Origin of the sequence: Streptomyces hokutonensis, assembly GCF_000376565.1 — a bacterium.
Classification (GTDB): domain Bacteria; phylum Actinomycetota; class Actinomycetes; order Streptomycetales; family Streptomycetaceae; genus Streptomyces; species Streptomyces hokutonensis.
Genome location: NZ_BARG01000075.1, coordinates 92873 through 118181 on the forward strand (window position 1 = coordinate 92873; position 25309 = coordinate 118181).

Annotated in this window: 24 protein-coding genes and 1 tRNA gene; 10 read left to right on the forward strand and 15 right to left on the reverse strand. The window is 71.2% G+C overall.

The window, feature by feature from the left end; genetic code table 11:
• Nucleotides 1-19 precede the first annotated feature (19 nt).
• The 6 genes from efeB to SSP08S_RS40860 all read right to left on the reverse strand — a co-directional run bounded on the left by efeB (nucleotide 20) and on the right by SSP08S_RS40860 (nucleotide 6156).
• A complete protein-coding gene (gene efeB / locus SSP08S_RS40835; RefSeq protein WP_026179267.1) occupies nucleotides 20-1318 on the reverse strand; it encodes an iron uptake transporter deferrochelatase/peroxidase subunit in 1299 nt (432 codons plus the stop codon).
• 8 nt (nucleotides 1319-1326) lie between these two features.
• Entirely contained in the window at nucleotides 1327-3267 is a 1941-nt protein-coding gene (locus tag SSP08S_RS40840) for a copper resistance CopC/CopD family protein (protein ID WP_019073432.1), read from the reverse strand.
• A gap of 16 nt (nucleotides 3268-3283) precedes the next feature.
• Complete coding sequence (locus tag SSP08S_RS40845) at nucleotides 3284-3730, reverse strand: copper chaperone PCu(A)C (RefSeq protein ID WP_019073433.1); 447 nt, start codon at nucleotides 3728-3730, stop codon at nucleotides 3284-3286.
• Nucleotides 3727-4377, reverse strand: coding sequence for an SCO family protein (locus SSP08S_RS40850; protein ID WP_019073434.1), 651 nt, complete (start codon nucleotides 4375-4377; stop codon nucleotides 3727-3729). Before SSP08S_RS40850 ends, SSP08S_RS40845 begins: the two co-directional genes overlap by 4 nt.
• A 94-nt stretch (nucleotides 4378-4471) precedes the next feature.
• Nucleotides 4472-5188, reverse strand: coding sequence for a YcnI family copper-binding membrane protein (locus tag SSP08S_RS40855; protein ID WP_019073435.1), 717 nt, complete (start codon nucleotides 5186-5188; stop codon nucleotides 4472-4474).
• Nucleotides 5189-5319: 131 nt separating this feature from the next.
• Nucleotides 5320-6156: a hypothetical protein gene (locus SSP08S_RS40860; protein ID WP_019073436.1), complete on the reverse strand. Its 837-nt coding sequence runs from the start codon at nucleotides 6154-6156 to the stop codon at nucleotides 5320-5322.
• Between the two features lie 236 nt (nucleotides 6157-6392).
• On the opposite strand from SSP08S_RS40860, the gene SSP08S_RS40865 reads away from it, so the two are divergent.
• From SSP08S_RS40865 to SSP08S_RS40880, 4 genes are all read left to right on the forward strand, one after another.
• The gene (locus SSP08S_RS40865) at nucleotides 6393-6839 is read left to right on the forward strand and encodes an ATP-binding protein (protein ID WP_019073437.1); all 447 of its coding nucleotides are present in this window, start codon (nucleotides 6393-6395) and stop codon (nucleotides 6837-6839) included.
• Nucleotides 6840-6891: 52 nt separating this feature from the next.
• Nucleotides 6892-7449 (forward strand): GNAT family N-acetyltransferase, encoded by a 558-nt coding sequence (locus tag SSP08S_RS40870; RefSeq protein WP_019073438.1) that lies wholly within the window; start codon nucleotides 6892-6894, stop codon nucleotides 7447-7449.
• A 66-nt stretch (nucleotides 7450-7515) separates the two neighbouring features.
• Nucleotides 7516-8460 (forward strand): intradiol ring-cleavage dioxygenase, encoded by a 945-nt coding sequence (locus SSP08S_RS40875; RefSeq protein ID WP_078532686.1) that lies wholly within the window; start codon nucleotides 7516-7518, stop codon nucleotides 8458-8460.
• 10 nt (nucleotides 8461-8470) lie between these two features.
• Entirely contained in the window at nucleotides 8471-9304 is an 834-nt protein-coding gene (locus tag SSP08S_RS40880; RefSeq protein ID WP_019073440.1) for a triphosphoribosyl-dephospho-CoA synthase, read from the forward strand.
• A 44-nt stretch (nucleotides 9305-9348) separates the two neighbouring features.
• Here SSP08S_RS40880 and SSP08S_RS40885 read toward each other — a convergent pair whose 3' ends face one another.
• The 4 genes from SSP08S_RS40885 to SSP08S_RS40900 all read right to left on the reverse strand — a co-directional run bounded on the left by SSP08S_RS40885 (nucleotide 9349) and on the right by SSP08S_RS40900 (nucleotide 15232).
• Nucleotides 9349-10575, reverse strand: coding sequence for an MFS transporter (locus SSP08S_RS40885; RefSeq protein WP_019073441.1), 1227 nt, complete (start codon nucleotides 10573-10575; stop codon nucleotides 9349-9351).
• Nucleotides 10576-10643: 68 nt separating this feature from the next.
• Complete coding sequence (pdxR, locus tag SSP08S_RS40890) at nucleotides 10644-12011, reverse strand: MocR-like pyridoxine biosynthesis transcription factor PdxR (RefSeq protein WP_019073442.1); 1368 nt, start codon at nucleotides 12009-12011, stop codon at nucleotides 10644-10646.
• A gap of 116 nt (nucleotides 12012-12127) precedes the next feature.
• Complete coding sequence (locus SSP08S_RS40895) at nucleotides 12128-13594, reverse strand: aminopeptidase P family protein (RefSeq protein ID WP_019073443.1); 1467 nt, start codon at nucleotides 13592-13594, stop codon at nucleotides 12128-12130.
• A gap of 93 nt (nucleotides 13595-13687) precedes the next feature.
• Complete coding sequence (locus SSP08S_RS40900) at nucleotides 13688-15232, reverse strand: PP2C family protein-serine/threonine phosphatase (RefSeq protein WP_078532687.1); 1545 nt, start codon at nucleotides 15230-15232, stop codon at nucleotides 13688-13690.
• Between the two features lie 458 nt (nucleotides 15233-15690).
• Between SSP08S_RS40900 and SSP08S_RS40905 the strand changes: the two genes are divergently transcribed.
• On the forward strand, nucleotides 15691-16356 hold the full coding sequence (locus SSP08S_RS40905) for a bifunctional DNA primase/polymerase (protein ID WP_026179268.1): 666 nt from the start codon (nucleotides 15691-15693) through the stop codon (nucleotides 16354-16356).
• A gap of 56 nt (nucleotides 16357-16412) precedes the next feature.
• Nucleotides 16413-16985 carry a hypothetical protein gene (locus SSP08S_RS40910; protein WP_019073446.1) on the forward strand — a complete coding sequence of 191 codons (573 nt, stop codon included), beginning with the start codon at nucleotides 16413-16415 and terminating at the stop codon, nucleotides 16983-16985.
• Between the two features lie 244 nt (nucleotides 16986-17229).
• On the opposite strand, the gene SSP08S_RS40915 is transcribed toward SSP08S_RS40910, so the two are convergent.
• From SSP08S_RS40915 to SSP08S_RS40925, 3 genes are all read right to left on the reverse strand, one after another.
• Nucleotides 17230-18195: a DUF5926 family protein gene (locus tag SSP08S_RS40915; protein ID WP_019073447.1), complete on the reverse strand. Its 966-nt coding sequence runs from the start codon at nucleotides 18193-18195 to the stop codon at nucleotides 17230-17232.
• Nucleotides 18196-18330: 135 nt separating this feature from the next.
• Complete coding sequence (locus SSP08S_RS40920) at nucleotides 18331-18879, reverse strand: ATP-binding protein (RefSeq protein WP_043260138.1); 549 nt, start codon at nucleotides 18877-18879, stop codon at nucleotides 18331-18333.
• Between the two features lie 230 nt (nucleotides 18880-19109).
• Nucleotides 19110-19955, reverse strand: a complete 846-nt coding sequence (locus SSP08S_RS40925; protein ID WP_019073449.1) for a glycerophosphodiester phosphodiesterase — start codon at nucleotides 19953-19955, stop codon at nucleotides 19110-19112.
• Nucleotides 19956-20213: 258 nt separating this feature from the next.
• Here SSP08S_RS40925 and SSP08S_RS40930 point away from each other — a divergent pair, with 258 nt between their 5' ends.
• The 4 genes from SSP08S_RS40930 to SSP08S_RS40945 all read left to right on the forward strand — a co-directional run bounded on the left by SSP08S_RS40930 (nucleotide 20214) and on the right by SSP08S_RS40945 (nucleotide 23747).
• Nucleotides 20214-21758 carry a S1C family serine protease gene (locus tag SSP08S_RS40930; protein WP_026179269.1) on the forward strand — a complete coding sequence of 515 codons (1545 nt, stop codon included), beginning with the start codon at nucleotides 20214-20216 and terminating at the stop codon, nucleotides 21756-21758.
• 192 nt (nucleotides 21759-21950) lie between these two features.
• The gene (locus SSP08S_RS40935) at nucleotides 21951-22598 is read left to right on the forward strand and encodes an RNA polymerase sigma factor (protein ID WP_019073451.1); all 648 of its coding nucleotides are present in this window, start codon (nucleotides 21951-21953) and stop codon (nucleotides 22596-22598) included.
• Nucleotides 22591-23523 carry a CU044_5270 family protein gene (locus SSP08S_RS40940; protein WP_019073452.1) on the forward strand — a complete coding sequence of 311 codons (933 nt, stop codon included), beginning with the start codon at nucleotides 22591-22593 and terminating at the stop codon, nucleotides 23521-23523. The genes SSP08S_RS40935 and SSP08S_RS40940 overlap by 8 nt, the downstream gene beginning before the upstream one ends.
• Nucleotides 23524-23660: 137 nt before the next feature.
• Nucleotides 23661-23747: transfer RNA gene (locus SSP08S_RS40945), tRNA-Ser, on the forward strand.
• Nucleotides 23748-23892: 145 nt separating this feature from the next.
• Here SSP08S_RS40945 and SSP08S_RS64330 read toward each other — a convergent pair.
• Nucleotides 23893-24240 (reverse strand): site-specific integrase, encoded by a 348-nt coding sequence (locus tag SSP08S_RS64330; protein WP_281176166.1) that lies wholly within the window; start codon nucleotides 24238-24240, stop codon nucleotides 23893-23895.
• Between the two features lie 109 nt (nucleotides 24241-24349).
• Nucleotides 24350-25303: a site-specific integrase gene (locus tag SSP08S_RS56865; protein ID WP_281176167.1), complete on the reverse strand. Its 954-nt coding sequence runs from the start codon at nucleotides 25301-25303 to the stop codon at nucleotides 24350-24352.
• Nucleotides 25304-25309 lie beyond the last annotated feature (6 nt).

A 25309-nucleotide genomic window follows, 5' to 3' on the forward strand; every position in this document is an offset into this window, starting at 1 on the left:
TCCAGCCGCGGCAACGGCCTCACGCCTCCAGCAGCCGCTGCCCCACGTACTCGCCCTCCGCCGCCCCGCCCGGCACCGCGAACAGGCCGCTCGCCTCGTGCCGGATGTACGTCGACAGGGCGTCGCCGCGGTCGAGCTTGCGCTGGACGGTGACGAAGCCGCGCAGCGGGTCGGCCTGCCAGCAGACGAAGAGGAGCCCGGCGTCCGGGGTGCCGTCGGCGGCGATGCCGTCGTGGTACGAGAACGGGCGCCGGAGCATCGCAGCCCCGCCGTTCTGGTCGGGGCGGGCGATCCGGGCGTGCGCGTTGATGGGGACGACCAGGGCGCCCTTCGCGTCGGTCTTCTCCAGGTCCATCGCGGTCGTCTCACCGCCCCCGGAAAGCGGCGCCCCATTGGACTTGCGGCGCCCGACGACGTTCTCCTGGGCGCCGGTCGAGAGCTTCTCCCAGTCGTCGAGGAGCATGCGGATCCGGCGTACGACGGCGTAGGAGCCGTTCGCCATCCAGGCCGGGTCGGCCGAACCGGACGCCGGCACGAAGATCCGCTTGTCGAAGTCGGACTCGGTCGGCTTGGGATTGCGGGTGCCGTCGAGCTGGCCCATCAGATTGCGGGCCGTCATCTTGTGGGCCGTAGCACCCGGTGTCCGGTTGAAGCCGTTCATCTGCCAGCGGACCTTGGCGGCGCTGCCCGCGTCCTTCTGGATCGTGCGCAGGGCGTGGAAGGCGACCAGGGCGTCGTCGGCGCCGATCTGCACCCAGAGGTCGCCGTTGCTGCGCGACTTGTCGAGCTGGTCGGAGGAGAAGTCGGGGAGCGGGTCGAGGGAGGCGGGGCGCTGCTTCTCCAGGCCCGTACGGGAGAAGAAGCTGTTGCCGAAGCCGAAGGTGATCGTCAGCGACGAGGGCCCCGCGTCCCGGGCGACATCCGTGTCGTCCTGCGCCGCCGGCTCACCCGCCATCAGCCGCTGGGCGGTCGTCGACCAGCGGCGCAGCAGAGCCGCCGCCTCCTTGCGGCCCGCGCCTGCCGCCAGATCGAAGGCGACCAGATGGCCGCGCGCCTGGAGGCCCTCGGTGATGCCGGGCTGATGTTTCCCGTGAAACATTGCCCTGTCCGCGCCAAGCGAGGTCAGCGGTGTGGCCCCGGCGGGTGCGGAGGCGTACCCCACGGCCGCGCCCGCCGCGCCGAGTACGAGCCCGGTGGCACCGGCCGTACCGAGGAGCCGTCGGCGGGAAACACCCTCCCCCGGGGAGGCGTTTTCGGAAACGGCCTCCCCAGGAGGTGCCTTTGCGGTGCGGGCCTCGGGAATGGACTGGTCAGGCATGACGTGGTTCAGCCGATCTGCGCGTTCTTGTCGACGGTCGTCTGGTCGATGTCGGAGGTCCGCACGGTCACCGAGATCTTCCAGTCGCCCGCCATGGGGATCTGGATTCCGTTCGCCGCCCAGTGCCCGGTGGTGATGCGGTCGGGCGTCACGGGCAGCGGACCGATCTTCTTCGCCGCGAGCGTGAAGGCGACCTTCACCTCGGGGACGTCGAAGGCCCGGCCGTTGGGGCGCTGCACATAGACGTGCATCTCGTTGCCGCCCACGCGCGCGGGGTCGATGTCGACCCGGATGACGCCCTTGCCGTCCGTGCCCCCGGTGTCGAAGGACATGTCCAGGGTCAGCGCGCCGGAGGACGACGAGGAAGAGGACGAGGAGGAGGCTTTGGCCGCCTTGGCGTCCTCCTCGGTGCGGCCCGGTTCGGTGGTCGTCAGGGCCGTGGTGACGGCGAGGACGACGACCGCTACGGCTGCCTCGGCGAGGACCGAGCGGCGCAGCCCGAAGAGGTTCGGGTCGGCGTCCCGCAGCCGCTTCTGCCGGGTGTTGTCCACGGCGGCCTGCTGGCGCGCGAGTTGGGCGGCGCGCTTGGAGTCACCGGACGAGCCGGACGAACCGCCGGCCTTGGCGGACGCAGTGACGTGCTCCTTCTCCGGTTCGCTCACCTCGGCCGCCGCTGTTTCCTCAGCGACCGTCTCAGCCGTAGCCGTGTCGGTGTCGCTGTCCGCGAGCCGCCCCGTCCACCGCCGGGAGATCGACGCGATCCCCACCAGCAGTGCCACAAGCCCGATCTTGACGAGCAGCAACTGCCCGTAGCCGGTGTCGGTGAACGCCGACCAGGAGCCGAGCTGGCGCCAGGACTGGTAGACGCCGGTCGCGACGAGCGCGACGACACTGCCGAACGCGAGGCGCGAGAAACGCTGTACGGCGGTCCGCCCGACGGGGTTGTCGGCGGGCGCCCGGTACAGCGAGACGAGGAGGGCGGTGAGGCCGCCGAGCCAGGCCGCGACGGCCAGCAGGTGGACGACGTCGACCGGCATCGCGATGCCCGGCTGCAGCCCGGTCGAGGCGTGCTCGGACAGTGCCCAGCTCGCCGCGAGCCCGGCGGCCACCACACCGCCGCCGATGGCCAGCCCGAAGGTCAGGTCGCGCTTCTCCTCGTCCTCCCGCTTGTCGTAGGCCCCGAAGAGCACGGCGATGAACAGCGCGGCGGCGGCGAGCAGCAGCAGCCGGGAGACGAGCGAGGCGCCCGTCTTGGTCTGGAGGACCTGGCCGAGGAGGTTCAGGTCGAAGATGTCGCCGAACTTCCCGGAGGTCGTGTACGAGCCGCGCAGAAGCAGCAGCCAGAGCGTGGCCGCGGTCAGCGAGACCCACCCGGACACCACCAGCCGCTGGAGGGCGCGCACTCCGGCGCCCCGCTGCCAGCAGGCCAGGACGAAGGCGGCGCCGCCGACCATGACGATGAAGCCGGCGTACGACATGTAGCGCCCGAAGCCGTACAGCCCGCCGACGAGCCCGCCGCCGACGTCCTGTTCGGCCGACGCGGAGACGACGGTCTTCGAGGGGGAGCCGATGGAGAAGGTGAAGGCGCCGCCCACGGGGTGGCTGTCCGCGGACACGACCTGCCAGGCCACCGTGTAGGTGCCGGCGGGCAGTCCGCTGCGGATCTGCGTGGCGTACGTCGTACCGCTGATGTTGGACGGTTTGCCGACGTCGACGCGTTTGCCCTTCGGGTCGAGCACGCGCAGCGAGTCGTTGTTCGTCGCGACCTTCTCGGAGAAGGTGAGCGAGACCTGTGTCGGGGCCTTGTTGACCACCACCCCCGAAGAGGGGTCGCTGCCGGTCAGGGCGGCGTGCGCGGAGGCCGTCCCGGCACCCGCGAACAGCATGCCGACGACGGCCAGGAACAGCAGCACCAGCGTGCGGACTCGGGGGGTGATGGTCGTCTTCAAGGTGGGGGTCCCTCCCTCAGTGCCCGGTCGTGGGGTTGTACGTCGCCGACTTCACGGGCATCTCAACCGTGAGAGGGCCGGACTTGGCAAAGTGCAGCTTCACGGTCACGTTGTCGCCCTGCTTCAGCGTGTGCTTCAGCTTGTCGAACATCAGGTGGTTGCCCCCGCTCTTGAACACGAGTTGACCGTGTGCGGGCACATCGAGGGACTTGACCTCCTCCATCGCCTGGCCGACCGTCTCGTGCACGGAGACCGGGCCGACGTCGCTCGTGACGGAGGTCAACTCGTCCTTCTCGCCGCCCTTGTTGGCGATGTCCAGGAAGCCCGCCGCCATGTCCGAGACCGGCTGGGGCATGTAGGCGGAGCCGACGGAGAGCTGGGCCTTCGCGTCGTCCGAGCCGCCGCAGCCGGTGAGGACCAGCGCGCCGGTCAGCACCGCGACGGGCCCGGCGAACCGCCTCACGGAGTCTCCCCCTTGATGATCTTGGGGAGGTCCTTGGTGTAGTCGTCGACGGTGGTGTCCTGGCCGTAGAGGAGGTAGCCACCGTTGGTCTTCGGGGAGAACGCGACGACCTGCGTGCCGTGGACGGAGACGAGCTTGCCGTTCTTGTCCTTGGAGGTCGGCTCGATGGAGATGCCCAGGGTGCGGGCGCCGGCCTGGATGGTGGCGAAGTCGCCGGTCAGGCCGACGAACTGGGTGTCGATGCCCTTGAGCCACTTGCCGAGCTCCGACGCGGTGTCGCGGGCGGGGTCGGTGGTGACGAACACGACGAGCAGCTTGTCCTGCTCGGCCTTGGGCAGCGACTTCTTGGCGACGGCGATGTTGTTCATCGTCAGCGGGCAGATGTCGGGGCAGTGGGTGTAGCCGAAGTAGATCAGCGTCGGCCGGTTCTTGGTCTCCGCCCGGAAGTCGTACTTCTTGCCGTGTGTGTCCGTGAGGACCAGGTCCGGCTTCTCGAACGGGGTGTCGAGCACGGTGGCGGCCTGGGTCGCGGTGTCCTCGGAGACCACGGCGACGGGGCTGTTGCCGTCGTCGCCGCTGCCGCAGGCGGAGAGCGTCAGGGTGGCGGCGGCGAGCAGCGCTGCCGCCGCGAACGTCTTCTTGCGCATAGGAAAAATGTCCCAGTTGTGAGAGCTCCGGCGCGCACCGGGGTCGTACGCAAGAGTCGCACGGACCCCTGTGCGCGCCATGAGCGGACGGGCCTCAGACGGTCGTACGCCGTCGGCCGGCGAGAACGCCGTACGCCACACCGGCCGCGCCGACGGCGATGCCGACGACGGCGAGGACGCGGGCGGTGGTGTCGGAGGTGTCGGCGGCGGTCGTGGTGGCTGCGGCGGTGTTCTCGGTCTTCTCGGAGGCGTCCTCGGCAGTCGCGCCGGAGGCGGAGGCGGAGGTCAGCTCAAGCGTCGGAGCCGGGTTCTCGGGCTCCTCCGCGCCGTCCTTCTGCACCTCGATCCAGCGCACGACCTCCTTGTCGGAGTACGTCTGGAGGGCCTTGAAGACGAGCTGGTCGGTATCCGTGGGCAGCATGCCGACGGAGACCGGGAACTTCTGGAAGTAGCCGGGCTCGACGCCCTTGCCGGTCGCGGTCCAGGTGACCTTGGTGACGGCCTCGGTGATCGTCTCGCCGTGCATCTCGGCGGGCTTGGCCAGCTTCGACTTGGTGACCTTGACGGTCCAGCCGCTGATCGGCTCCGGCATCACGGAGGCCAGCGGGTGGTCGGTCGGGAAGGTGACTTCGAGCTTCGTGGTCGAGGCGTCGTCGCGCTCGTTCGGGACCTTGAAGTCGACGACCGCGTAGCCGCCCTTGACGGCCGCGCCCTCCGGCTGCACGGAGACGTGCGCGAAGGCGGGGGAGGACAGGACGACAACGGCCGAGCCGGCGACGGCAGCGGCGGCGGCGATACGAGAAGCCTTCATGGAAGGGAGCACTCCACTTCGAGTTCGAGTGAGTTCCGGTGGTGAAGAGGGGGCGCGTGGCACGCGCGTGTGCCGCACGACGGCGGCCTCTCCACGCACGAAAGGAGTGCGGTGATGGTGGTCGCGTCGCGTCAGGCGGCGAGAACGTGGGCGACGGCCGAAGGCGGGCCGCGCCGGATCACCGAGTGCTGGAGTGCGGTGGTGTGCGGCGCGGGCGGCGCGAACAGGGCCGTACGCCGCAGCCGCGGGCCCGTCCCGGGCGCCCCCGGCAGCCCGGCCCGCAGGGCGCGCACCAGGGCGAGCGCCCCGCGCAGGGACCGTACGAGCGCCCCTTCCGCGACTCCGTGCGCCGACAGTTCCATCAGGCGCCGCAGCGCCAGGTCCCCGTGCCGCAGCAGCCAGCCCGCGGCGAGTGCCGCGAGGAGGTGGCCGAGCAGCATGGACACGGACGGGAACAGCGACATGGAGGAGGCGGCCGAGGTGGACATGGCGTCCGCCGGGTGGTGCATCGACCCCATGGAGCTCATCCCGCTCATCGAGCCCGAGGCCGGCAGCAGCCGCGCGTCGGCGAGGAGTTGGTGGGCCTGCGCCGGGCTGATCGCCGCCGCGGTGGTCCCGCACAGCAGATGCGCGGCGCGGGCGACGAGCGTGGCGTCGGACGCGGACAGGCTGCCCGTGGTCGACGTACCGGCGCTCTGGCCGAGCCCGAACAGCGTGTGCAGGACGGTCTGTCCGACCGCGAGCAGTGCCGCGATCCCCGGCAGCGAGCGCTCGCGCCCGGCGAGCGGCGCGACGACCAGGAACGTGGCGAGGAAGCCCGCGCCGAGTGTCCACAGCGGAACGGTGGCGCAGGAGGCGATGGCATGACCGGCCGCGGCCAGCACGACACAGACCGCGGCGAACACCGCGGCCCGCAGGACCCGGAGTTCACCTCCGGAGCGCGCCGTACGTGGGTGGGGGGCAGTCATGGCGGGCTCATCATCGCACCGGCCCTGCGGACGTCATACGGCAGGTCCGCCACACCGGGACGATAATGTGTCATAGATCACAAAGGTCACTCTCCGACGTGAGCTACCTCCGGATACACCAATTACGTTTCGGACACATCCCCCATATGGGCGGCATCACGTCAACTCCGTGCTTACACAGGGGCACTGGCGGCAATAGGTATCGGTATGTCGAGCCGCGGCCAGGAGGCTGGAGCATGAGCATCTGGTGGTCACTCCATCTGAGGCGCGAGGCCGCGAGCGTTCCGCTCGCCCGCCGGCTTCTCCTCGGCACGATGGAGACCGCGGGCGTCGACCCGGACATCTCCTACGACCTCTCGGTCGCCCTCAGCGAGGCGTGCGCCAACGCCGTCGAGCACGGCGGCGACACCGAGCCCGGCGCGTCCTCGGAGGCGTACCGCGTGACCGCGTACCTGGACGGCGAGAAGTGCCGTATCGAGGTCGCGGACTCGGGCCCCGGCTTCGCGCGCGCCCAGGCCGTCCGCCCCGCCCCGAGCGAGGCGGAGAACGGCCGGGGGCTGTGTCTCATCCAGGAACTCGCCGACCACGTCCACATCGGCAACAAGCCGGGTGTGGGCGGCGCGGTGGTGAGCTTCGACAAGATCCTCAAGTGGCGGAAGGACGCGCCGCTGATGGCGGTGTGAGGCAGCGTCCGAAGCGCGTCCCCCGGGCGCGGCGCCACGGCAGAATCCGCGCATGGACATCCGACCCGAACAACTGGCCGACGGTCTGACGCTGCGGCTCGCCGAGCCGGCCGACGGCCCGGCCCTCGCCGCCGCCTTCACCGAGAACCGGAGCCCCTGGGAGCCGTACCGCCCGGACGCCTTCTTCACCGCCGAAGGGCAGCGCGGGCGTCTGCAGGCGATGCTGCGGGAGCACCGGGAGGGCCGGCTCGTGCCGCTGCTCCTCGTGTCCGGCGAGCGGGTCGCCGGGGCCTTCACCCTGGCCGGGATCGTGCTCGGTTCCTTCCGCAGCGCCTCGCTCGGCTACTGGATCACCGCCGACCTGCAGGGGCGCGGCCTGGCCACCTCGGGTGTCGAACGGGTGTGCCGGCTCGCGCGGGAGACGATCGGACTGCACCGGCTGGAGGCGACCACGCGGCTCGACAACCTGGCCTCCCAACGCGTCCTGGAGAAGAGCGGGTTCGAGCCGATCGGCATGGCTCCGCGCTACGCGCACATCGGCGGGGCCTGGCAGGACCACCGGCTGTTCCAGCGGATCCTGCACGACGACGACCCGATGTCAGTTTTCTAAGGATTCTTACCGTGCGCACAGCCGGGACCCACGCCCCTGACGGGTGCCGTTCGTAGCTTCCCGATCATGACGGGAAACCACAAGGACAAAACCATCAGCCGACGCCGCGCCCTCGCGGTGACCGGCGGGACGGTCGCGGCCGGCGGGCTGGCGGTGGCCGGGTTCCAGTCGGCGTTCGCCGACACGACCGACACGACGGCCGACGCGGACGCGACGGCCACGGCGACCTCGACCGGCGGCGAGTGCATGACGCTGATGACGAGCGTCACCGAGGGCCCGTACTACCTCGACGGTGCCCTGGTGCGCAAGGACATCACCGAGGGCAAGGCGGGCGTCCCCCTCACCCTGCGCCTGACCGTCGTCGACGCCACCGACGGCTGCACCCCGGTCAAGGGCGCGGCCGTGGAGATCTGGCACTGCGACGCCTGGGGCTACTACTCCGGCTACACCACCGCCAACCCCGGCGGCTCGGCCCCCGCCGAGAGCGAGGAGGGCGACAGCGCCAACGACCTCACCTACCTGCGTGGTTACCAGATCGCCAACGCCAACGGGGTCGTCAAGTTCGAGACGATCTTCCCGGGCTGGTACACGCCCCGCACCTGCCACATCCACGTCAAGGTGCACACCGGCGGCGAGAAGGAGGACGGCACCTACGAGGGCGGCAAGGTCAACTACACCGGCCAGCTGTTCTTCGCCGACGACATCGCCGAGGAGATCTTCACCCTCGACCCCTACTCCAAGCACACGGGCTCGTACACCGTCCTCGCGAACGACATGGTCTACGACGGCGGAGGCGCCGCCAGCGGCCTCCTCACCCTCAAGGCCGTCCACAAGAAGGACCCGTCCAAGGGCTACAAGGGCTCCCTGACGCTCGGCGTCGACCCGGACGCGGAGAGCACGGGCGCGGGCAGCGGCGGAGGCGGCACGCCCCCGAGCGGCGCTCCCAGCGACGCCCCCACGGGTACGCCGCCCAGCGACAGCGCCTCCCCTTCCGCCTCGGCCTCCTCATAAGGTAAGGGACATGACAAGTCGCGAGGACGACGCGCTGGCGCGGGCCGCCGTGGCCGCGCTCACCGGTCAGCTGGCCCTGGCCCCGAAGCCGGGCCTGCCCGACCCGCGTGACCTGGACGCCCGCAGCACGCGCCGCGAGCACGACAGTCTGCGCTGGTCGGCCAAGGCGCTGACGCCCGGTCTCGCGGCGATGGCCGCCGCCGCCCGCCGTGCCGGCGAAGCCACGCCGGCGCTGCGGGCGGAGCTGGGCGCGATCGGCCGGTGCACCGAGCACTCGGTCGGCCTGGCCGGAGGCGGCCACAAGGGCGCCCTGTGGGCCCTCGGCTTCCTGGTCGCCGCGGCCGCCCTGGACCCCGGCGCCAAGGCCGGCGAGATCGCCGTGAGCACCCGGAAGATCGCCGCGTTCAACGACAAGGGCGCCCCCAGGCGCCCCTCCCGGGGGTCGTCGATCTCCGTCAAGTACGGCGCGGCCGGCGCCCGGGGCGAGGCAAGGGCCGGATTCCCGCACGTGCGCAAGGCGCTGGACGCCCTCGCCGCGGCCCGCACGGCGGGTGCCACGGAGACCCAGGCCCGCCTGGACGCCCTCCTCACGGTGATGTCCACCCTCCAGGACACCGAACTCCTGCACACGGCGGGCCCGTTGGGTCTGCGCCAGGTCCAGGCGGGCGCCCGCGGTGTTCTGGAGGCGGGCGGCACGGCGACGGAGGCCGGCGCGCAGGCTCTGGCCGCCTTCGACGCCGACCTCCACGCGCGCGCGTGGAGCCCTCGCGGAAGCGCGGGGCTCCTGGCGGGAGCGCTGTTCCTGGACTCCTTACCGGTCGGCTCACTGGCAGGGGCCGCCTGATGGAGCCGGTGCCGGTCAACTCACCCATACCTGGTGCCTGACGGTCACTTCACCAGCACCGGCCGCCTGACCGTCACGTCACCCGCACCGGCGGCCCACCGCGCCGCCGGTCCCATCGCGTACGAAGCCGCCACCGTCGCCCCGCCCAGCAGCAGCCAGCCCGGCGTCCCCCACTCCAGGAGGAGGGACGTCAGTACCAGGGGGCCCATCGTCCTGGCCACGGTCACGCCGGTGCCGAAGAACCCCTGGTACTCGCCCACCCGGTCGACGGGCGCCAGCGCGAAGGACAGTTGCCAGGAACCCGCCGACTGCCCCATCTCGGCAGCCACCTGGAGCACCGCCCCGACCACCAGCGCCCCCGCCGCCACCCACGGCGACGCGCCCGCCGACAGCGCGAAAGCCGCGCAGGCCGCCAGCATCACCCAGCCCGAACGGCGCACCACGCGCGTGGCCGACGCGAGCCCCGTGACCCCGCGTGCCGTCCGCACCTGGAAGACCATCACCGCACCGGTGTTGAGCACGAACAGCGCGGACACCAGCCAGGTCGGCGCGTCGGTCCGCTCGGCGATCCACAGCGGCAGCCCGAGGCTGAGCAGCGGCATCCGCAGCAGCAGCACGGTGTTGAGCAGCGTGACGACGACGTACGGGCGGTCGCGCAGGACACCGAGGCCGCCCGCCTTCTTCACGTGGGCGACCCGAACCGACGGCAGCCGCAGCAGCAGCCCCGCACAGACCGCGAAGCTCACCGCGTCCAGCGCGAACACCCCGAGGTACGCCGACCGCGTCCCCGCCCGCAGCGCGAGCCCGCCGAGGCCCGCGCCCACCGCGAGACCGGCGTTCAGCGTCGACTGGAGGTGCGCCAGCAGCCCGGTCCGCTCCCCGGCGGACACCAGCCCCGCCAGCAGCGCCTGCCGGGCCGCCGCGAGCCCCGACTGCGCGGAGGCGTAGGCGCACGCGGCGAGCACGAACGGCACGAATCCCCGGACGACGAGGAAGGACGCCACCGCGAGCCCGGTCGCCAGCGCCAGCAGCACCGCCGTACCGCGCGGCCCCCGCCGGTCGGCCAGCCGCCCCAGCGGCACGCCCACCAGCGAACCGACGGCCCACGCGAGGGTGAGCCCCAGGCCCACGCGCGCGGGGGCGAGCCCGACGACGTGGGTGAAGTACAGCGCCGAGGTCACGTAGTAGGCGCCGTCACCGACGGAGTTGGTCAACTGGGCCAGCGCGAGGGTGCGTTGCGGGCCCGCGGGCGGGACGAGCGAGTTCGTCATGGCTACGACGTTAGAAGCTCATTGGGTCTCCGTTGAGACCCAATAGTCATTCCATTTGTTGGTCCAATTCAGGACCCGTCCAGCACCCGCCCCAGCACCTCCAGCGCCTCCGGATACACCCGCTCCCGAGGTGTCCCGTACCCCACCACCAGCCCCTGCGGGCGTTCCCCGCCCGCCGTGTGCCAGTGCTCCCCGAGCCGCCCCACCGCGAGCCCCTCCTTCTCGGCCCGCGCCAGCACGGCCTCCTCGTCGGCGACCTCCACCAGCGCGTGCAGCCCGGCCGCGATCCCGCGCACGCCGCCGCGCGCCCCCAGCCGGTCGAGGAGCTGGTCGCGGCGGCGCCGGTACCGGAGTCGGCACGCGCGCACGTGCCGGTCGTAGGCGTGGCTGTCGATCAGTTCGGCGAGGGCCAGCTGGCCGATGGTCTCGGTGTGGTGGTCGCTGTGGAGCTTGGCGTCGGCGACCGGGTCGACCAGGTGCGGCGGCAGCACCATCCAGCCCAGCCGCAGGGCGGGCCCGAGTGTCTTGGAGGCGGTGCCCAGGTACGCGACCTGGCCCGGTGCCATCCCCTGGAGCGCGCCCACGGGCTGCCGGTCGTAGCGGAACTCCCCGTCGTAGTCGTCCTCGACGATCAGTCCCCCACGCGCGCGTGCCCAGTCGGTCAGCGCCCGTCTGCGCTCCGGGTGCAGGGTCACTCCGGTCGGGTACTGGTGGGCCGGGGTGACCACCACGGCCGCCGCGTCCCCCAACTCCTCGGCGCGGGCGCCCCGTTCGTCGACCCCTACGGGGACAACGGTGCCGCCGTTGTGCCGGACCACCTCCCTGTGGAAGGGCAGCCCGGGATCCTCCATGGCCACCCGGGAACCGTCGAGCACGCGCGTGAGGAGCGCGAGCCCCTGGACGTACCCGGAGGTGATGACGATCCGCTCCGGGGGCGCGATCACCCCGCGCGCCCGCCCCAGGTAGCCCGAGAGCGCGGTGCGCAGTTCGACCCGGCCGCGCGGATCGCCGTAGTCGTACGCCAGTGAGGGTGCCGTGGCGATGGCGCGGCGCAGCGCGCGGAGCCAGGCCGCCGCCGGGAACGCGCCGACGTCCGGGCTGCCGGGCCGCAGGTCGAAACGGGGTACACGCGCGCGTGCCGCCGCCCCCGGTGTCTCCGCGTCGACGGAGGGCAGCAGCGCGACCTGGGTGCCGGAGCCCTGGCGGGCGGTCAGATAGCCCTCGGCGACGAGCTGGTCGTAGGCCGCCTTCGCGGTGCCCCTGGAGACGCCGAGTTCGGTCGCGAGGCGACGGGTCGCCGGGAGGCGCGTCCCAGGAGACAGCCGTCCGTCGCGTACGGCGTCCCGGAGCGCGCGTTCGAGACCGGCGCGCCGGCCGCCCTCCGGGTCGGGTTCCAGATGCAGGTCGACCCCGACACCGGACCAGAAGTCGTTCACGGAAAAGCCCTCCCCCTGGGCATACGACTGCCCTGCGACCGTCATGCGACTCGGCACACGAATGGCCGGGCACCGCACGTGTGCCCGGCCATCAGTCTTGTATCAGTTATCGGCTGTCAGCTCTTGAGGGACGCCATCCAGCTCTCGACCTCGGCCGAGGTGCGGGGCAGGCCGTCGGAGAGGTTCCGGTTGCCGTTCTCGGTGACCAGGATGTCGTCCTCGATGCGGACGCCGATGCCGCGGTACTCCTCGGGGACGGTCAGGTCGTCCGCCTGGAAGTACAGGCCGGGCTCCACCGTGAGGACCATGCCGGGCTCCAGCGTGCCCTCGACATACGTCTCGGTGCGCGCGGCGGCGCAGTCGTGGACGTCCATGCCGAGCATGTGGCCCGTGCCGTGCAGCGTCCAGCGGCGCTGGAGGCCCAGCTCCAGGACGCGCTCCACGGGACCCTCGACAAGGCCCCACTCGACGATCTTCTCGGCCAGCACGCGCTGCGCCGCGTCGTGGAAGTCGCGGTACTTGCCGCCCGGCTGCACCGCCGCGATACCGGCCTCCTGGGCCTCGTACACGGCGTCGTAGACCTGCTTCTGGATCTCGCTGAAGCGGCCGTTGACCGGCAGCGTGCGCGTGACGTCGGCGGTGTACAGGGTGTGCGTCTCGACGCCGGCGTCGAGGAGGAGCAGGTCGCCGGAGCGGACCGGGCCGTCGTTGCGCACCCAGTGCAGGGTGGTGGCGTGCGGACCCGCGGCGCAGATCGAGCCGTAGCCGACGTCGTTGCCCTCGACGCGCGCGCGGAGGAAGAACGTGCCCTCGATGTAGCGCTCGCTGGTCGCCTCGGCCTTGTCGAGGACCTTCACCACGTCCTCGAAGCCGCGGACCGTCGAGTCGACGGCCTTCTGCAGCTCGGCGATCTCGAACTCGTCCTTGACCAGACGGGCTTCGGAGAGGAAGACCCGCAGCTCCTCGTCGCGCTCGGCGGTGACCTTGTCGGTCAGCGCGGCCTCGATGCCGGCGTCGTAGCCGCGGACGACCCGGACCGGGCCGGTGGCCTCGCGCAGCGCCTCGGGCAGTTCGCGGACGTCGGAGGCGGGGATGCCGTAGAGCGCCTCGGACTCGGTCAGCGAGTGGCGGCGGCCGACCCACAGCTCGCCCTGGCCGGAGAGCCAGAACTCGCCGTTCTCGCGGTCGGAGCGCGGCAGGAGGTAGATCGTCGCCTTGTGGCCGTCGGCGGTGGGCTCCAGGACGAGGACGCCGTCCTCGGTGAGGCTGCCCGTCAGGTACGCGTACTCGACCGACGCCCGGAAGGGGTACTCGGTGTCGTTCGAGCGGGTCTTCAGGTTGCCCGCGGGGATCACCAGGCGCTCGCCCGGGAAACGCGCGGAGAGCGCGGCGCGGCGGCGGGCGGTGTGCCCGGCCTGCTCGACGGGCCGCAGGTCGTGCAGCTCGGTGTCGGCCCAGCCGGACTTCATGCTCTCGGCCAACTCGTCGGACACGCCCGGGTACAGGCCGTTCTTCCGCTTCTTGATGGGCTCCTCAGGCTCCGCTTCCGGGGTCTCCGGATTGAGCTCGTCGGCCACGGTCATCCTCCTAGATACGGCACTGGACCCCCTCCATCGTACGGTCGTACGGAAGGGGGCCCAGGGCCGTATGGCCTGTTACACATGGCTTCCGGGCGACTACTCGAAACGGGCCGCCAGGAGGACGACGTCCTCGTCGCTGTCGGCCGTGTCGAGGCCGTCCGGCAGTACGGTCCGCAGCACGTGGTCGGCGATCGCGGCCGGGTCGGCGCGCAGCGCCTTGGGGACGCCCGCCGCCGCCGAGTGCAGGCGGGCGAAGGCGCGGTCCATGGGGTCGCCGGTACGGTGCAGCAGCCCGTCCGTGTAGAGCAGAACCGTCTCGCCGGGCTCCGCCTCCAGCTCCACGCTCGGCGCCTCCCAGCAGGCCAGCATGCCCAGCGGCGCGGACACGGAGGTCTCGACGAACTCCGTGCGCCGCTCGCCGACCAGCAGCGGCGGGCTGTGTCCGGCGCCGGCCAGGGTGATCTTGCGCAGCGCGGGCTCGCAGTAGGCGAACAGGGCGGTGGCCGAGCGGGCGGGCTCGGTGAGCCTGAGGAGCAGTTCGAGGTCGGACAGGACCGCGACCGGGTCCTCGCCCTCCATCACCGCGTACGCCCGCAGGGAGGCCCGGAGCCGGCCCATCGCGGCGATCGCGCTCGGCCCGGAACCGGTCACCGAGCCGACCGCGAGACCGAGCGCGGCGTCCGGCAGCGGCAGCGCGTCGTACCAGTCGCCGCCGCCGCGCGGACCCGTGCGGTGCAGCGCGGCGAGCTGCACACCGGCCACGCGGGGGAGCCGGGACGGCAGCAGCTCCTCGGCGATGGTCGCCACGCACGCGCGCGTGCGCTCGACTTCCAGGAGCCGCGCCAGGTGCTCGGCGGCGAACCGGGTGTACAGGCCGGCGAGATGGCGCTGCCGCTCGACCGGCTCGGCGGCCTCGTCGTACAGCCACACGGCGGCGCCGAGCCGTCCGGCCGCGTCGGTCGCCAGGGGCAGCGCGTAACTCGCCGCGTAGCCGAGGCGTACGGCGACCTCGCGGTGGCGCGGGTCGAGGCCGTCCTCGGCGAACAGGTCGGCGTGGACGATCTCGCCGCCCTCGCCACCGGGAGCCCCGTCGAGAATCTGGCCGTAGGACATCGCCCCGCGCGGGACGGTCTCGATGTGGCCGAGGTCGGAGCGGTCGAGGCCCAGGCCGATGGTGGTGTGCGGGCCGAGGCCGTCGCCGGGTTCCAGGACGACGAGTCCGCGCCGGGCGCCCACCAGGGCGGCTCCGGCGCGCAGCAGTTCCTGGAGTGCGTCCGCGAGTGCGTCCGTGCGGGTCAGGCGTTCCGTGAGTTCGTGGAGGGTCGTGAGGTCGGAGACCCAGCCGGCGAGACGGTCCTGGAGCAGGGCACTTGGCGCGTTCGGAGCGGTTTCCGGCGGATTCTGGACGTTCGGGGAAGGGGCCGGAGGGGTACCGGTGGCGGCAGGCGCGGGCGCGACAGTGTGTGCGGGCGAGGGAACCGTTGAATCGATTCCAGCCACTTTCGGAGGGTGAGGGGCGTTCATGGCGTCCGGCTTTCCGACCGGTGCGTATTGCTCAAAAGCATCGCAAACCCCCATGTCATTCTGCGCCGCTGGCAGTGTCTCCACATGTACACGCACTCGTGAGGGGATGTCCAGCATTGTCCTGCTGGGATTCCTGGTGTCCATGGGTTTCGCGGGGGCATTTCGCTCTCCCCTTGCGGATTGGCAAAGTTGGCTTAAAACTGCATCAGGGGACGGTCCTTTGCGGTCGACTGGGCTTGCTCGACGGAGCGTCACAGCGGTCGTGATGGGTACGTACTCGGAGAAGACCAGGGGTGGCGGGGGCCGCCCGGAACCTGGTGAGGGACCCGGGCGTCTTAACCACCGACGATCGTGCCCCATCCTCCCGTGGCGGAGGCGGAGAGAAATACGCGGAACGGCAAAACGCCAGACTTCGCCACCCCCACGCCACGCCCATGCTTTTCAGCACGCACGGGTTCCCCTTGCTTCGCGCAGGGGTGTGATGCGCCAACAGGTACGCACAGTGAAGTGATCGACACATGGTGTGATGTGGTCCTCGGTGTTGCCAGCGGTGCAACGGAAAGGAACGAGCGCTCATGCGCGAGATCCTCGGAAAGCGACGCAGGCTCCTGTCCAGGCGAGACAACAGGAGGTCTGAGATGCTCGGCGCGGCCCTGACCTTCGCGACGGAATGGAAATGGCCCGTACTCCCGGGCGTGGCACCGGACCCCCAGGGCCGGGCCCGCTGCGGCTGTCCGGACCCCGAGTGCACGGTTCCCGGCGCCCACCCCTTCGACCCCGGCCTCCTCGCGGCCACCACCGACGCCCGCATGGTGCGCTGGTGGTGGGGCAACCGCCCCGCCGCGCCCATCGTCCTCGCCACCGGCGGGAAGGCCCCCTGCGCGGTCAGCCTGCCCGCCCCCGCCGCGGCCCGGGCCCTGGCCGCGCTCGATCTCCAGGGCATGCGCCTCGGCCCGGTCGTCGCCGCGCCTACCCGGTGGTCGCTGCTCGTCAAGCCGTACTCCATGGAGCAGTTGGGCGAACTGCTCTACGCCAAGGACCATGTCCCCGGCTCGCTCCGCTTCCACGGCGAGGGCGGCTACCTCGCCCTGCCGCCCTCCGAGACCGGCCAGGGGCAGATCCGCTGGGAGCGTGCACCACTGCCCGGCTCGTCCTCGCCCTGGGTCCCCGATGTCGAGGCCGTGGTGGACGCCGTGGTCGAGGCCCTCACTCGTACGGGTGTGAGCGCCCCCGAGTTGTAGGGGTGTCGGGCGCGCGCGGACCGCGGCGCCCGTAGTTGGTCGTTATCTTCCGAACCATGAACCTTCGTCTGCTCGCCCTCGCGGGCGTCGCGGTGTGCGCGGTCGCGCTGCCGCTGGCCGTGGCGTCCGCGGGACCCGTACGCGACGAGGGTCACGCGGTCGTACGGTCCCTGGTCGACTCCTCCGTCTCCTCCGGCGGTGACGCGAAGGAGCCGTCCGCGGTGCCCTCGCCGGCGCCCGCGCCCACCCGCTCCCCGCTGACGCTCGGCCTGGGGCTGGCCACCGCCGCGCGCTGCGGACCCGAACTCTCCACGCCCGACGGCATCGAGGCGCAGACCTGTGTGATGACGCAGGGCGAGGACACCTGGGCGCGCACCTACTACCGGAACGCGACCGGCGACGACCTGGACGCGGTGCTCAGCCTCATGGGTCCCGCGGACCGCACCGTGCAGATGCACTGCGCCGTGAGCGCCGAGGACGAGCCCTCGCTGTGCGAGACGCCCAGGGAGCACACACAGGGCGATCCGGCGGCCTACACGGCCGTCGCGGAGTTCGCCGCCGGACAGGGTGGGCGCGGGCCGCTGTTGCTGCGCTCGGGGAGCAACTCCTCGGCGCCTACGGCGAGTTGACGGACGACATCGTTCCGTACACGCGGGCCGGGCATGAAAAGACCCGGTTGCTGGCGACGGGGGATGCACCAGCAACCGGGCTACTCGAACGGTAACAAGAGATCGGCGGTTCGCAAATTCGATCTCGGCTATTCGGACACCGACTTCCCTTTCACAACGGGGAGTTGTGACAGGAGTCACCGGAGTGAACGGGCCTGTTGCGACTGACCGGTCGGTCAGCCGCAACCCCGCGCCCTCCTGTGGGTCAGCTGAGTGTGACCTGCCGGTTGGTGAGGCCGCCGCGCGCGCGGCGCTCGTCCGCGGTGAGCGGGGTGTCCGCGGCCAGCGCGGCGGTGAGGCGCTCGGCGAACTCGGCGGCCGGCTTCTCCACGTCGTCCGCGCCGAACCCGCTCGGCAGGTCCCACACGGGCACGGTGAGACCGTGAGCACGGAAGGACCCCACGAGGCGGGTGCCCTCACCGAGACCGGAGCGGCCGGCCGCGTGCAGCCGGGCGAGAGCGTCCAGAAGCTGCTCCTCCGGGTACGGCATGACCCAGCGCAGGTGGTTCTTGTCCGGCGTCTCGCACCAGTACGCGGCGTCCACGCCCTGGAGTTTCACGGTCGGGATGGCGGCGGCGTTGGCGCGCTCCAGGGAGGCGGTCACCTCGGGCGACGCGTTCTCCGCCTCCGGAACCCAGAATTCGAAGCCCGTGTGCACAACTGGCTCGAACGCGCCTTCAGGGTCGAGCAGTTCCTGCAGTCGCGGGCCGTCGGCCGGGGCGCGGCGGGACTGCACCGGAGTGCCCGGCTCCGCGACCAGGGCGCGCTGGAGGGTGTCGGCGAGGTCGCGGCTGATGTCGCCGGACGCCGTGTCGTTCTGCAGACCGAGCAGCACCGAGCCGTCGTCGCGGCGCAGGGCCGGCCAGGCCATCGGCAGCACCGTGGCGAGCGTGACCGACGGAACCCCTTCGGGGAGGCCGCCCTTCAGCGGCAGCGCGACCGTGGCGGCCGGCACCAGTTCGCGCAGCGCCACCCAGTCGCCCTCGCCGGGCAGCCCCTCGAAGGGCCGCTGCACCAGCTCGGTCACCGCGTGCGCGGCGGCCCGGCCGTGGCACGCCTTGTAGCGGCGGCCACTGCCGCAGGGGCAGGGCTCGCGGGCACCGACCACCGGGACCTCTGCGTCGCTGAGCTGAGGCCGCTTGGCCGTGGTCTGGGGTCGCTTCTTGGCCATCGTGGGTGTCTCCCGGTTACGGCTCGTCTCGTACGGGCGGGAGCCTAGCCGTTCACGCCATGACCGACGGGAGCCTGTGGACAACGCGGAGACGCGCGCCGCCTGTGGAAAACCCGGCGCCCGTGGACGGACGCGTCAGTCCAGGTCGTCGTAGGCGTCCGCGTAGCCCAGCCGGGCACTCGAGACCGTCGGGGCCGTGACGCGCGTAGCGAAGTCGTCGCGCCGGTGCGCGGCGTCCGGATCATGGACGTCCTCGTGTATGACGACCCACACGGTGACCTCGCCCCGGGTGTCGTCGCGTACGCCCCAGTCGTCGGCCAGCGCCGTGATGATGTTCAGGCCGCGTCCGCCGTGGGCCGTGACCGACGGGGTCGCCGGAGCCGGGCGGGTCGGGCCGCCGCCGTCCGTCACCTCGACCGTGAGCCGACCGCCCGTGTCCACGCGCCAGGCGCAGCGGACGTCACCGTCACCGGCCAGGGCGTCGCCCAGCGGCCGGCCGTGTTTGCACGCATTGCTGAGAAGTTCGGACAGGATCAGTACGGCATCGTCGATGACCGATTCCGACACACCGCCCGTGCGCAACTGGTCGCGCATGCGATGTCTTGCCTGGCCCACGCCCGCAGGGCCATGGGTCACGGCCATGCTCGACGACGTGGGCACTTCCTGTGCCACCACCAACGCCACCCCCGAGACCTCCTTCGCCCCACGCCACGGTGTGGATGCCCTCTTGGCCTGTACCGGAAACCGGCCAATCCACGTTCAGTGACGCATTCGCAACGATCGAACACGGACCGAACGCGCCGGAGCACTCCCTGTAATCGGGTGGCTTGTTTTCGATGGTGTGGCCGAGTTCGGAGGATGGTGCAGGTGGGGCTGTCGGGTCAAGGGGTGTTTGGCGGTCTTTATGAGGTTCTTTAATGTTCCCTACCGAGCTGGCTCAGAACGGCCCGCGGCCGGTTGGTGATGATGGCGTCAATGCCCAGGTCAACGCAGAGATCGACGTCCTCGGGCTCGTTGACGGTCCACACATGCACTCGATGACCGGCGTTTTTCAGCCGCTCGATGTACGCAGGGTGATTACGGACGATCCGGATCGAGGGGCCTGCGATCCGGACACCGGCCGGAAGTCGACCGTCCCGGAGGCGGGGCGAGAGGAACTGCAACAGGTAGACCGTCGGCAGCGTCGGGGAGGCCGCCCGCACCCGGTGCAGGGATCGCGCCGAGAAACTCATGACCCGTACCGGGGAGTCGGCGGCGGAGGCCGGGGCGTCCAGGCCGAAGCGCTTCAGGAGCACCAGCAGCCGTTCCTCGACCTGCCCCGCCCAGCGCGTCGGATGCTTCGTCTCGATCGCCAGCTCCACCCGCCGGCCCGCGTCCGCGACGAGTTCGAGCAGCCGCTCCAGGGTGAGTACGGAGGTGTCCGCGCGGTCCTCCGGAAGGTGCTCCCAGTCCGGCTCCTCGTCCCGCGTCCGCCAGGAGTCGCGGGAGGAGTCGCGGCCCTTCCAGGAGCCGAAGTCGAGGGCGGCCAGATCGGCGAGCTCCAGCGCCGAGACCGCTCCGCGTCCGTTCGACGTACGGTTGACGCGTCGGTCGTGGACGCAGACGAGATGGCCGTCGGCGGTCAGTCGTACATCGCACTCAAGCGCGTCCGCGCCGTCCTCGATCGCCTTCTTGTAGGCGGCGAGGGTGTGTTCAGGAGCCTCTTCGGAGGCTCCGCGGTGGGCGACGACTTGGATCCGGTGCTGCCGTGCGTGGGTCACCGCGTCATGGTGCCACCGCAAAGGGGTACACGTGGAACCGAAAAGGCGTAGGTATGCGGCTTTTTGGTGCTGATGACCGCTTATAAAGGATCGCCATGGACCCACAGGCACCGCTTATGGTGCCCTGACGTCCGGTGGGAAAAGCTGACGGCATACAAAAGCACCAGCACAGCTGTTTCGCGCCGGACCGTCGACAAGCGTGAACGAGTGTGACCGCATGCTTCCGAGAACAACAGCCGTGGACCGAGGAGAAGAGCTGTGAGCACCGAGAACGAGGGCACTGAGGTACCCCCGGCCCCGTCTGCACCTCCTGTGCCGGTGGAATCTCCCGCAGCTTCCCCGCAGGCGGCTGCGCCCGAGGGGGGCGCGCCCACCACGCAGCTCCCCCCGGTGCCTCCGAGCGCCCCGCAGGACGCCGGGCACACGCCCGCGTACGGCGCCGCGCCGCAGACGCCCGGCCCCGAGAGCACGGGATCCGCTCCCGACGCCGCCTGGCCGCCCCCGCCCGCCACACCGTCGTACGCCGACGGAGGCACGGCCGCGGGCGCGTACGGCGGCGAGGGCGTGGGCGGATACGGCGGCGACGGCTACGGAGGTGACGGCGCGTCCGGTGCGGGTGGCTACGGCGGCGACGGCGCGGGCGGCTGGGGCACCCCGTACCAGCAGCAGCCGGCGCCCAAGAAGGCCGGCGGCGGAAGAGGCGGCCTGATCGCCGCCGTGCTGATCGCCGCGCTCGTCGCGGGCGGCCTGGGCGGTGGCCTCGGCTACACCCTGGCCAAGGACAACGACGACAACAGCAACTCCACCACCGTCTCCGCCGACACCGGCAGCAGCGCCTCCGTCAAGCGCGACCCGGGCACCATCGCCGGAGTGGCCGCCAAGTCCCTGCCCAGCACGGTCACCATCGAGGCCGAGAGCACCAGCGGCGAGGGCGGCACCGGCACGGGCTTCGTCTTCGACACCCAGGGCCACATCGTCACCAACAACCACGTCGTCGCCGACGCGGTCGACGGCGGCAAGCTCACGGCGACCTTCCCGAACGGCAAGAAGTACGACGCCGAGATCGTCGGCCACGCCCAGGGCTACGACGTGGCGGTCATCAAGCTCAAGAACGCCCCCACCGACCTCAAGCCGCTCGCCCTCGGCGACTCGGACAAGGTCGCCGTCGGCGACGAGACGATCGCCATCGGCGCCCCCTTCGGCCTGTCCAACACGGTCACCACAGGCATCATCAGCGCCAAGAACCGCCCGGTCGCCTCCAGCGACGGCAGCTCCACCAGCAAGGCGTCCTACATGAGCGCCCTGCAGACCGACGCCTCGATCAACCCGGGCAACTCCGGCGGCCCGCTCCTGGACGCCCAGGGCGCGGTGATCGGCATCAACTCCGCGATCCAGTCCACCAGCAGCGGCGGCCTCAGCGGCGGCAGCCAGTCCGGCTCGATCGGCCTCGGCTTCGCCATCCCGATCAACCAGGCGAAGTACGTCGCCCAGCAGCTGATCAAGACCGGCAAGCCGGTGTACGCCAAGATCGGCGCCTCCGTCTCCCTGGAGGACAGCACCGCGGGCGCGACGATCACGACCGGCTCCTCCGCGGTCGAGGCCGGCGGCCCCGCCGCCAAGGCCGGCCTCAAGGCCGGCGACGTCATCACCAAGCTCGACGACTCGGTGATCGACAGCGGCCCGACCCTCATCGGCGAGATCTGGACCCACAAGCCGGGCGACAAGGTCACGATCACCTACAAGCGCGGCGGCACGGAACACACCACGGAACTGACCCTGGGGTCTCGGGTGGGCGACAGCTGACGTAGCGGCAGACGACCAGCCGGCGGGCCGGGCAAGGGATCCCTTGCCCGGCCCGAGCGTTTTTCCGTCCTCTCCCTCCATGGGCGCGCACACCGCGGGAACCGGATTCCTCCCTGCGGCGAAGTACGGGTGAAAGCCCAATCTTCATCAGCGTGTTCGCATGGACGACTCGCATGGACGAGAGGAGCCCCGATGACCGTCGAACCAGGCATCAGGGTGGGGCAGGACAGTGACGCCCCGACGAGTGACGCCTCGGTGATCGAACGGTCCTGGGACGAGCCCGAGGCATTCGCCGCGCTCTTCGACCGCCACGCCGACTCGGTGCACCGTTACGCGGCGCGTCGGCTCGGCCCGGAGGTGGCCGAGGACCTGATGGCGGAGACGTTCACCATCGCGTTCCAGCAGCGCTTCCGCTACAACACGGAACTGGCCGACGCCCGCCCGTGGTTGTTCGGCATCGCGACCAACCTCGTGGGCCGGCACCGGCGCGCCGAGGCCCGGCGGCTGAAGGCGATCGGCCGGCTGCCGTCGGCCGCCCCCGCCGACGGCTCCGAGGACGCGGTCGCCGACCGGGTGGCCGCGCGGGTCAGCGCACAGGCCGTACGCGGCGAACTGGCCCTGGGCATGGCCCGGTTGCCCGCCCGCCACCGGGACGTGCTGCTGCTGGTCGCCTGGGCCGACCTCGGCTACGAGGAGGTCGCCCGCGCCCTGGAGATACCGGTGGGAACGGTCCGGTCACGCCTGCACAGGGCCCGCAGAAAACTGCGCGACGCATTGGGCGGATCCGATCCGACAACCCTCCGAGAGGAAGCCGACGTTGAGGAATCCGACGATGAATGAGATGCAGCTCCTGAGGGAGTGGGACGCGGACACGCCTCCGCTCACGGACCACGCACGCGCGCGTGCCCGCCTCCGCCTCTACGAGACGATGACCGCGCCCGCCACCTCCGTGGCCGTCGGGCGCCGCCCGCTCCTGCGGATCGCGGTGGCCGGGGTCGCGACGGCGGCGGTCGCCACGACCGTGCTGGTCACCGACAACTCCTCGCCGCACACCCAACCGGTGAGCGCGACCACCGTGCTGCGCGGGGCGGCGGCCGAGGAACGCAGACTGGAGAAGCCGATCGCCGCACGCGACGACCAGTTCATCTACACCAAGGAGATCATCAAGGAGACCCCCGTCGGAGGCGGCCGGACCCGGACGTACGTCGACGAGAACTGGAACTCGGTCGACGGATCCAAGAGGTCGTACGTCAGCGAACTCGGCCACAAGCAGTGGGTCCCGGTGTACGGGCCGGGCCAGGGCACCTGGCCGCCGAGCAAGTGGAGCGAGCTCGAGCTGATGCCCACCGATCCGCGCAAACTGGCGATCGACCTGCGGGACATGGGCGGAAAGCCGGACTACAGCAAGCCGATGAAGACCGGCGACTGGCCGATGGTCCAGTACTTCCTCTCCGGCCTGCTCCACACGCCCGTCCTGCCGCACGGCCTGCGCTCCGCCGCCTACGAGGCGCTCGCCACCGTCCCCGGCATCAAGGTCGTACCCGGCCAGAAGGACGCCGACGGCCGCGTGGGCATCGGCATCCGCTTCGTACCCGGCCCGGGAACGTCCCGCTCACCGCTCCTGGTCTTCGACGCGAAGACCTACCGGTACCTCGGCATGCGCGATCAGCGGACGGCGGGCGGGAAGACGTACGAGCAGTGGTCGTACGTCGCGGCGAGCGGCGTGGTGGACCGGGTGATGGAGCGGCCGCAGGGCACACGATGAGTCATGCGACGTGACGACTGCCACCTGACCCACGACGCCGACGAGTTCCTCACTCGGGCCGGGGAGTTCCTGCGCTCACGCCGCACCCCCGATGCCGGTACGCTGTACCCGCTCCGTCCCTGGTGGGCGGCTGCGCAGGTGGGTTGCCCGAGCGGCCTAAGGGAACGGTCTTGAAAACCGTCGTCGCAGCGATGTGACCGTGGGTTCAAATCCCACACCCACCGCAGCAGGTCAGAAGCTTGCAGGTCAGAAGGGGCGCCCCCGTTCGCGAGGGCGCCCCTTCCGCGTGCACCTTGTCTCACCCCGTTCCGCCTTTGTCTCAGGGTTGACCAGTGCGTATGGGCCATCTGTGGGCCAAGATGGGCCCGCTTACCCGCCCTTGTTGAGCTCCTGCGCGATGAGCTGGTTGGAGCGGGACTGCTCGCCCCGGAGGATCTTGGCGTAGAAGCGGAACAGCACGGCGATGCTGTGGCCGGCCCGGCGCGCGACTTCCATGGGGTCGACTCCCGATTTGATCCACAGGGAGACTCCGGCGTGACGGAGTGAGTACGGCACTTCCGCGAGGGGAGTTGCCGCGTCCTTCTCCGACAGCACCGACGCGCGAGCGGCCTCCCACAGGTCGCAGTACTCGGTCGACCGGACGCGACCGCCTCGCGCGGCACGGAAGAGACGGCCGTCCGGGGCAGTCCCGTAGGCCGCGATATGGTCCCGCAGCATTCGTACGAGGATCGGCGGAATCGGCACGGACCGAGTCGCCCCACGGGCCCGACGCTTGAGGCTCCGTGCCTCATAGGACGCGCCGTGATCCGTCCAGCCTCCCCCGACTTCAGGGCGACTCTCCCCCAGCAGCAGTTCCCCCCCACTGCTCCGCAGCTTCCTCGGTCGCCGGAGGCAGGGTGCAGTCCGAAGCCTTCAACGAGGCGATTTCGGCGGGGCGCATCGCGGCGTAGTACAGGCACCCGAAGAACGCTTCGAGGTGCTGCCCACGGGCCCCCGAGTCGCGCACGGCCGTGATGAACGAACGGGCCAGTGCCGGGCCGGGGACGTACCGGAAATCGATCTCGTCATCCGTCTCCGGTGGCGTCCAGTCGACGCGCAAGAGCGGGTTGGCGGACAGGAGTCCCTTCTCCTCCACCGTGTACCGGAGGAAGTTGCTCAGCACCATGCGCTTCCGCCGGGCGGTGTTCTCCGCGGCCTTCCGACCGTCCATGCGACGCGAGAGGGCTTCGAGAGCGGGCCGTAGAAGGGCGGGATCTTCCAGCGCCTTGACCTTCATTGAGTGCCCGGAGAGCCAGGACAAGGCCGATCGGATCTCCGGCGGCGGCTCCTCTGCGGTGTGGCGTGCAGTCATTTCACCGTCCGGGCCCGGCACCGCGCGGAACGCCCACTGGTAGAGAGCGGCCCTCAAGGTCTTGGAATCCGGGGTGCCCCGAGTCGTCGTGACCAGAGTCGGGATGACAACGGCGAGCGCCTCAGCGATGCCAGCGCGGTGCTTGGCCGCGGCGCGCGGCCACTTCATGAGCGCGTACGCCGTGGCGTGGTCGTACCAGGTAGGCGAGTCACGGTCGGCCAACTCTCGCGCCGGCAGGCCCGTGTCCTCGTCGAACTGCTCGCGCTCACGAAGCGCGGTCATCAGCTCCGAACGCCGACCGTCCGCCTGTGGTTTGAGCTTGAAGCTCTTGGAGTGCGGCCGTGCCCCGGCGCGCCAGCGCAGTTCGTAGGGCTTCGGACGTCCCGCGCGCTTGCGGATGGACCAGACGTCGACGTCGTACGTGAGCATTTCTCT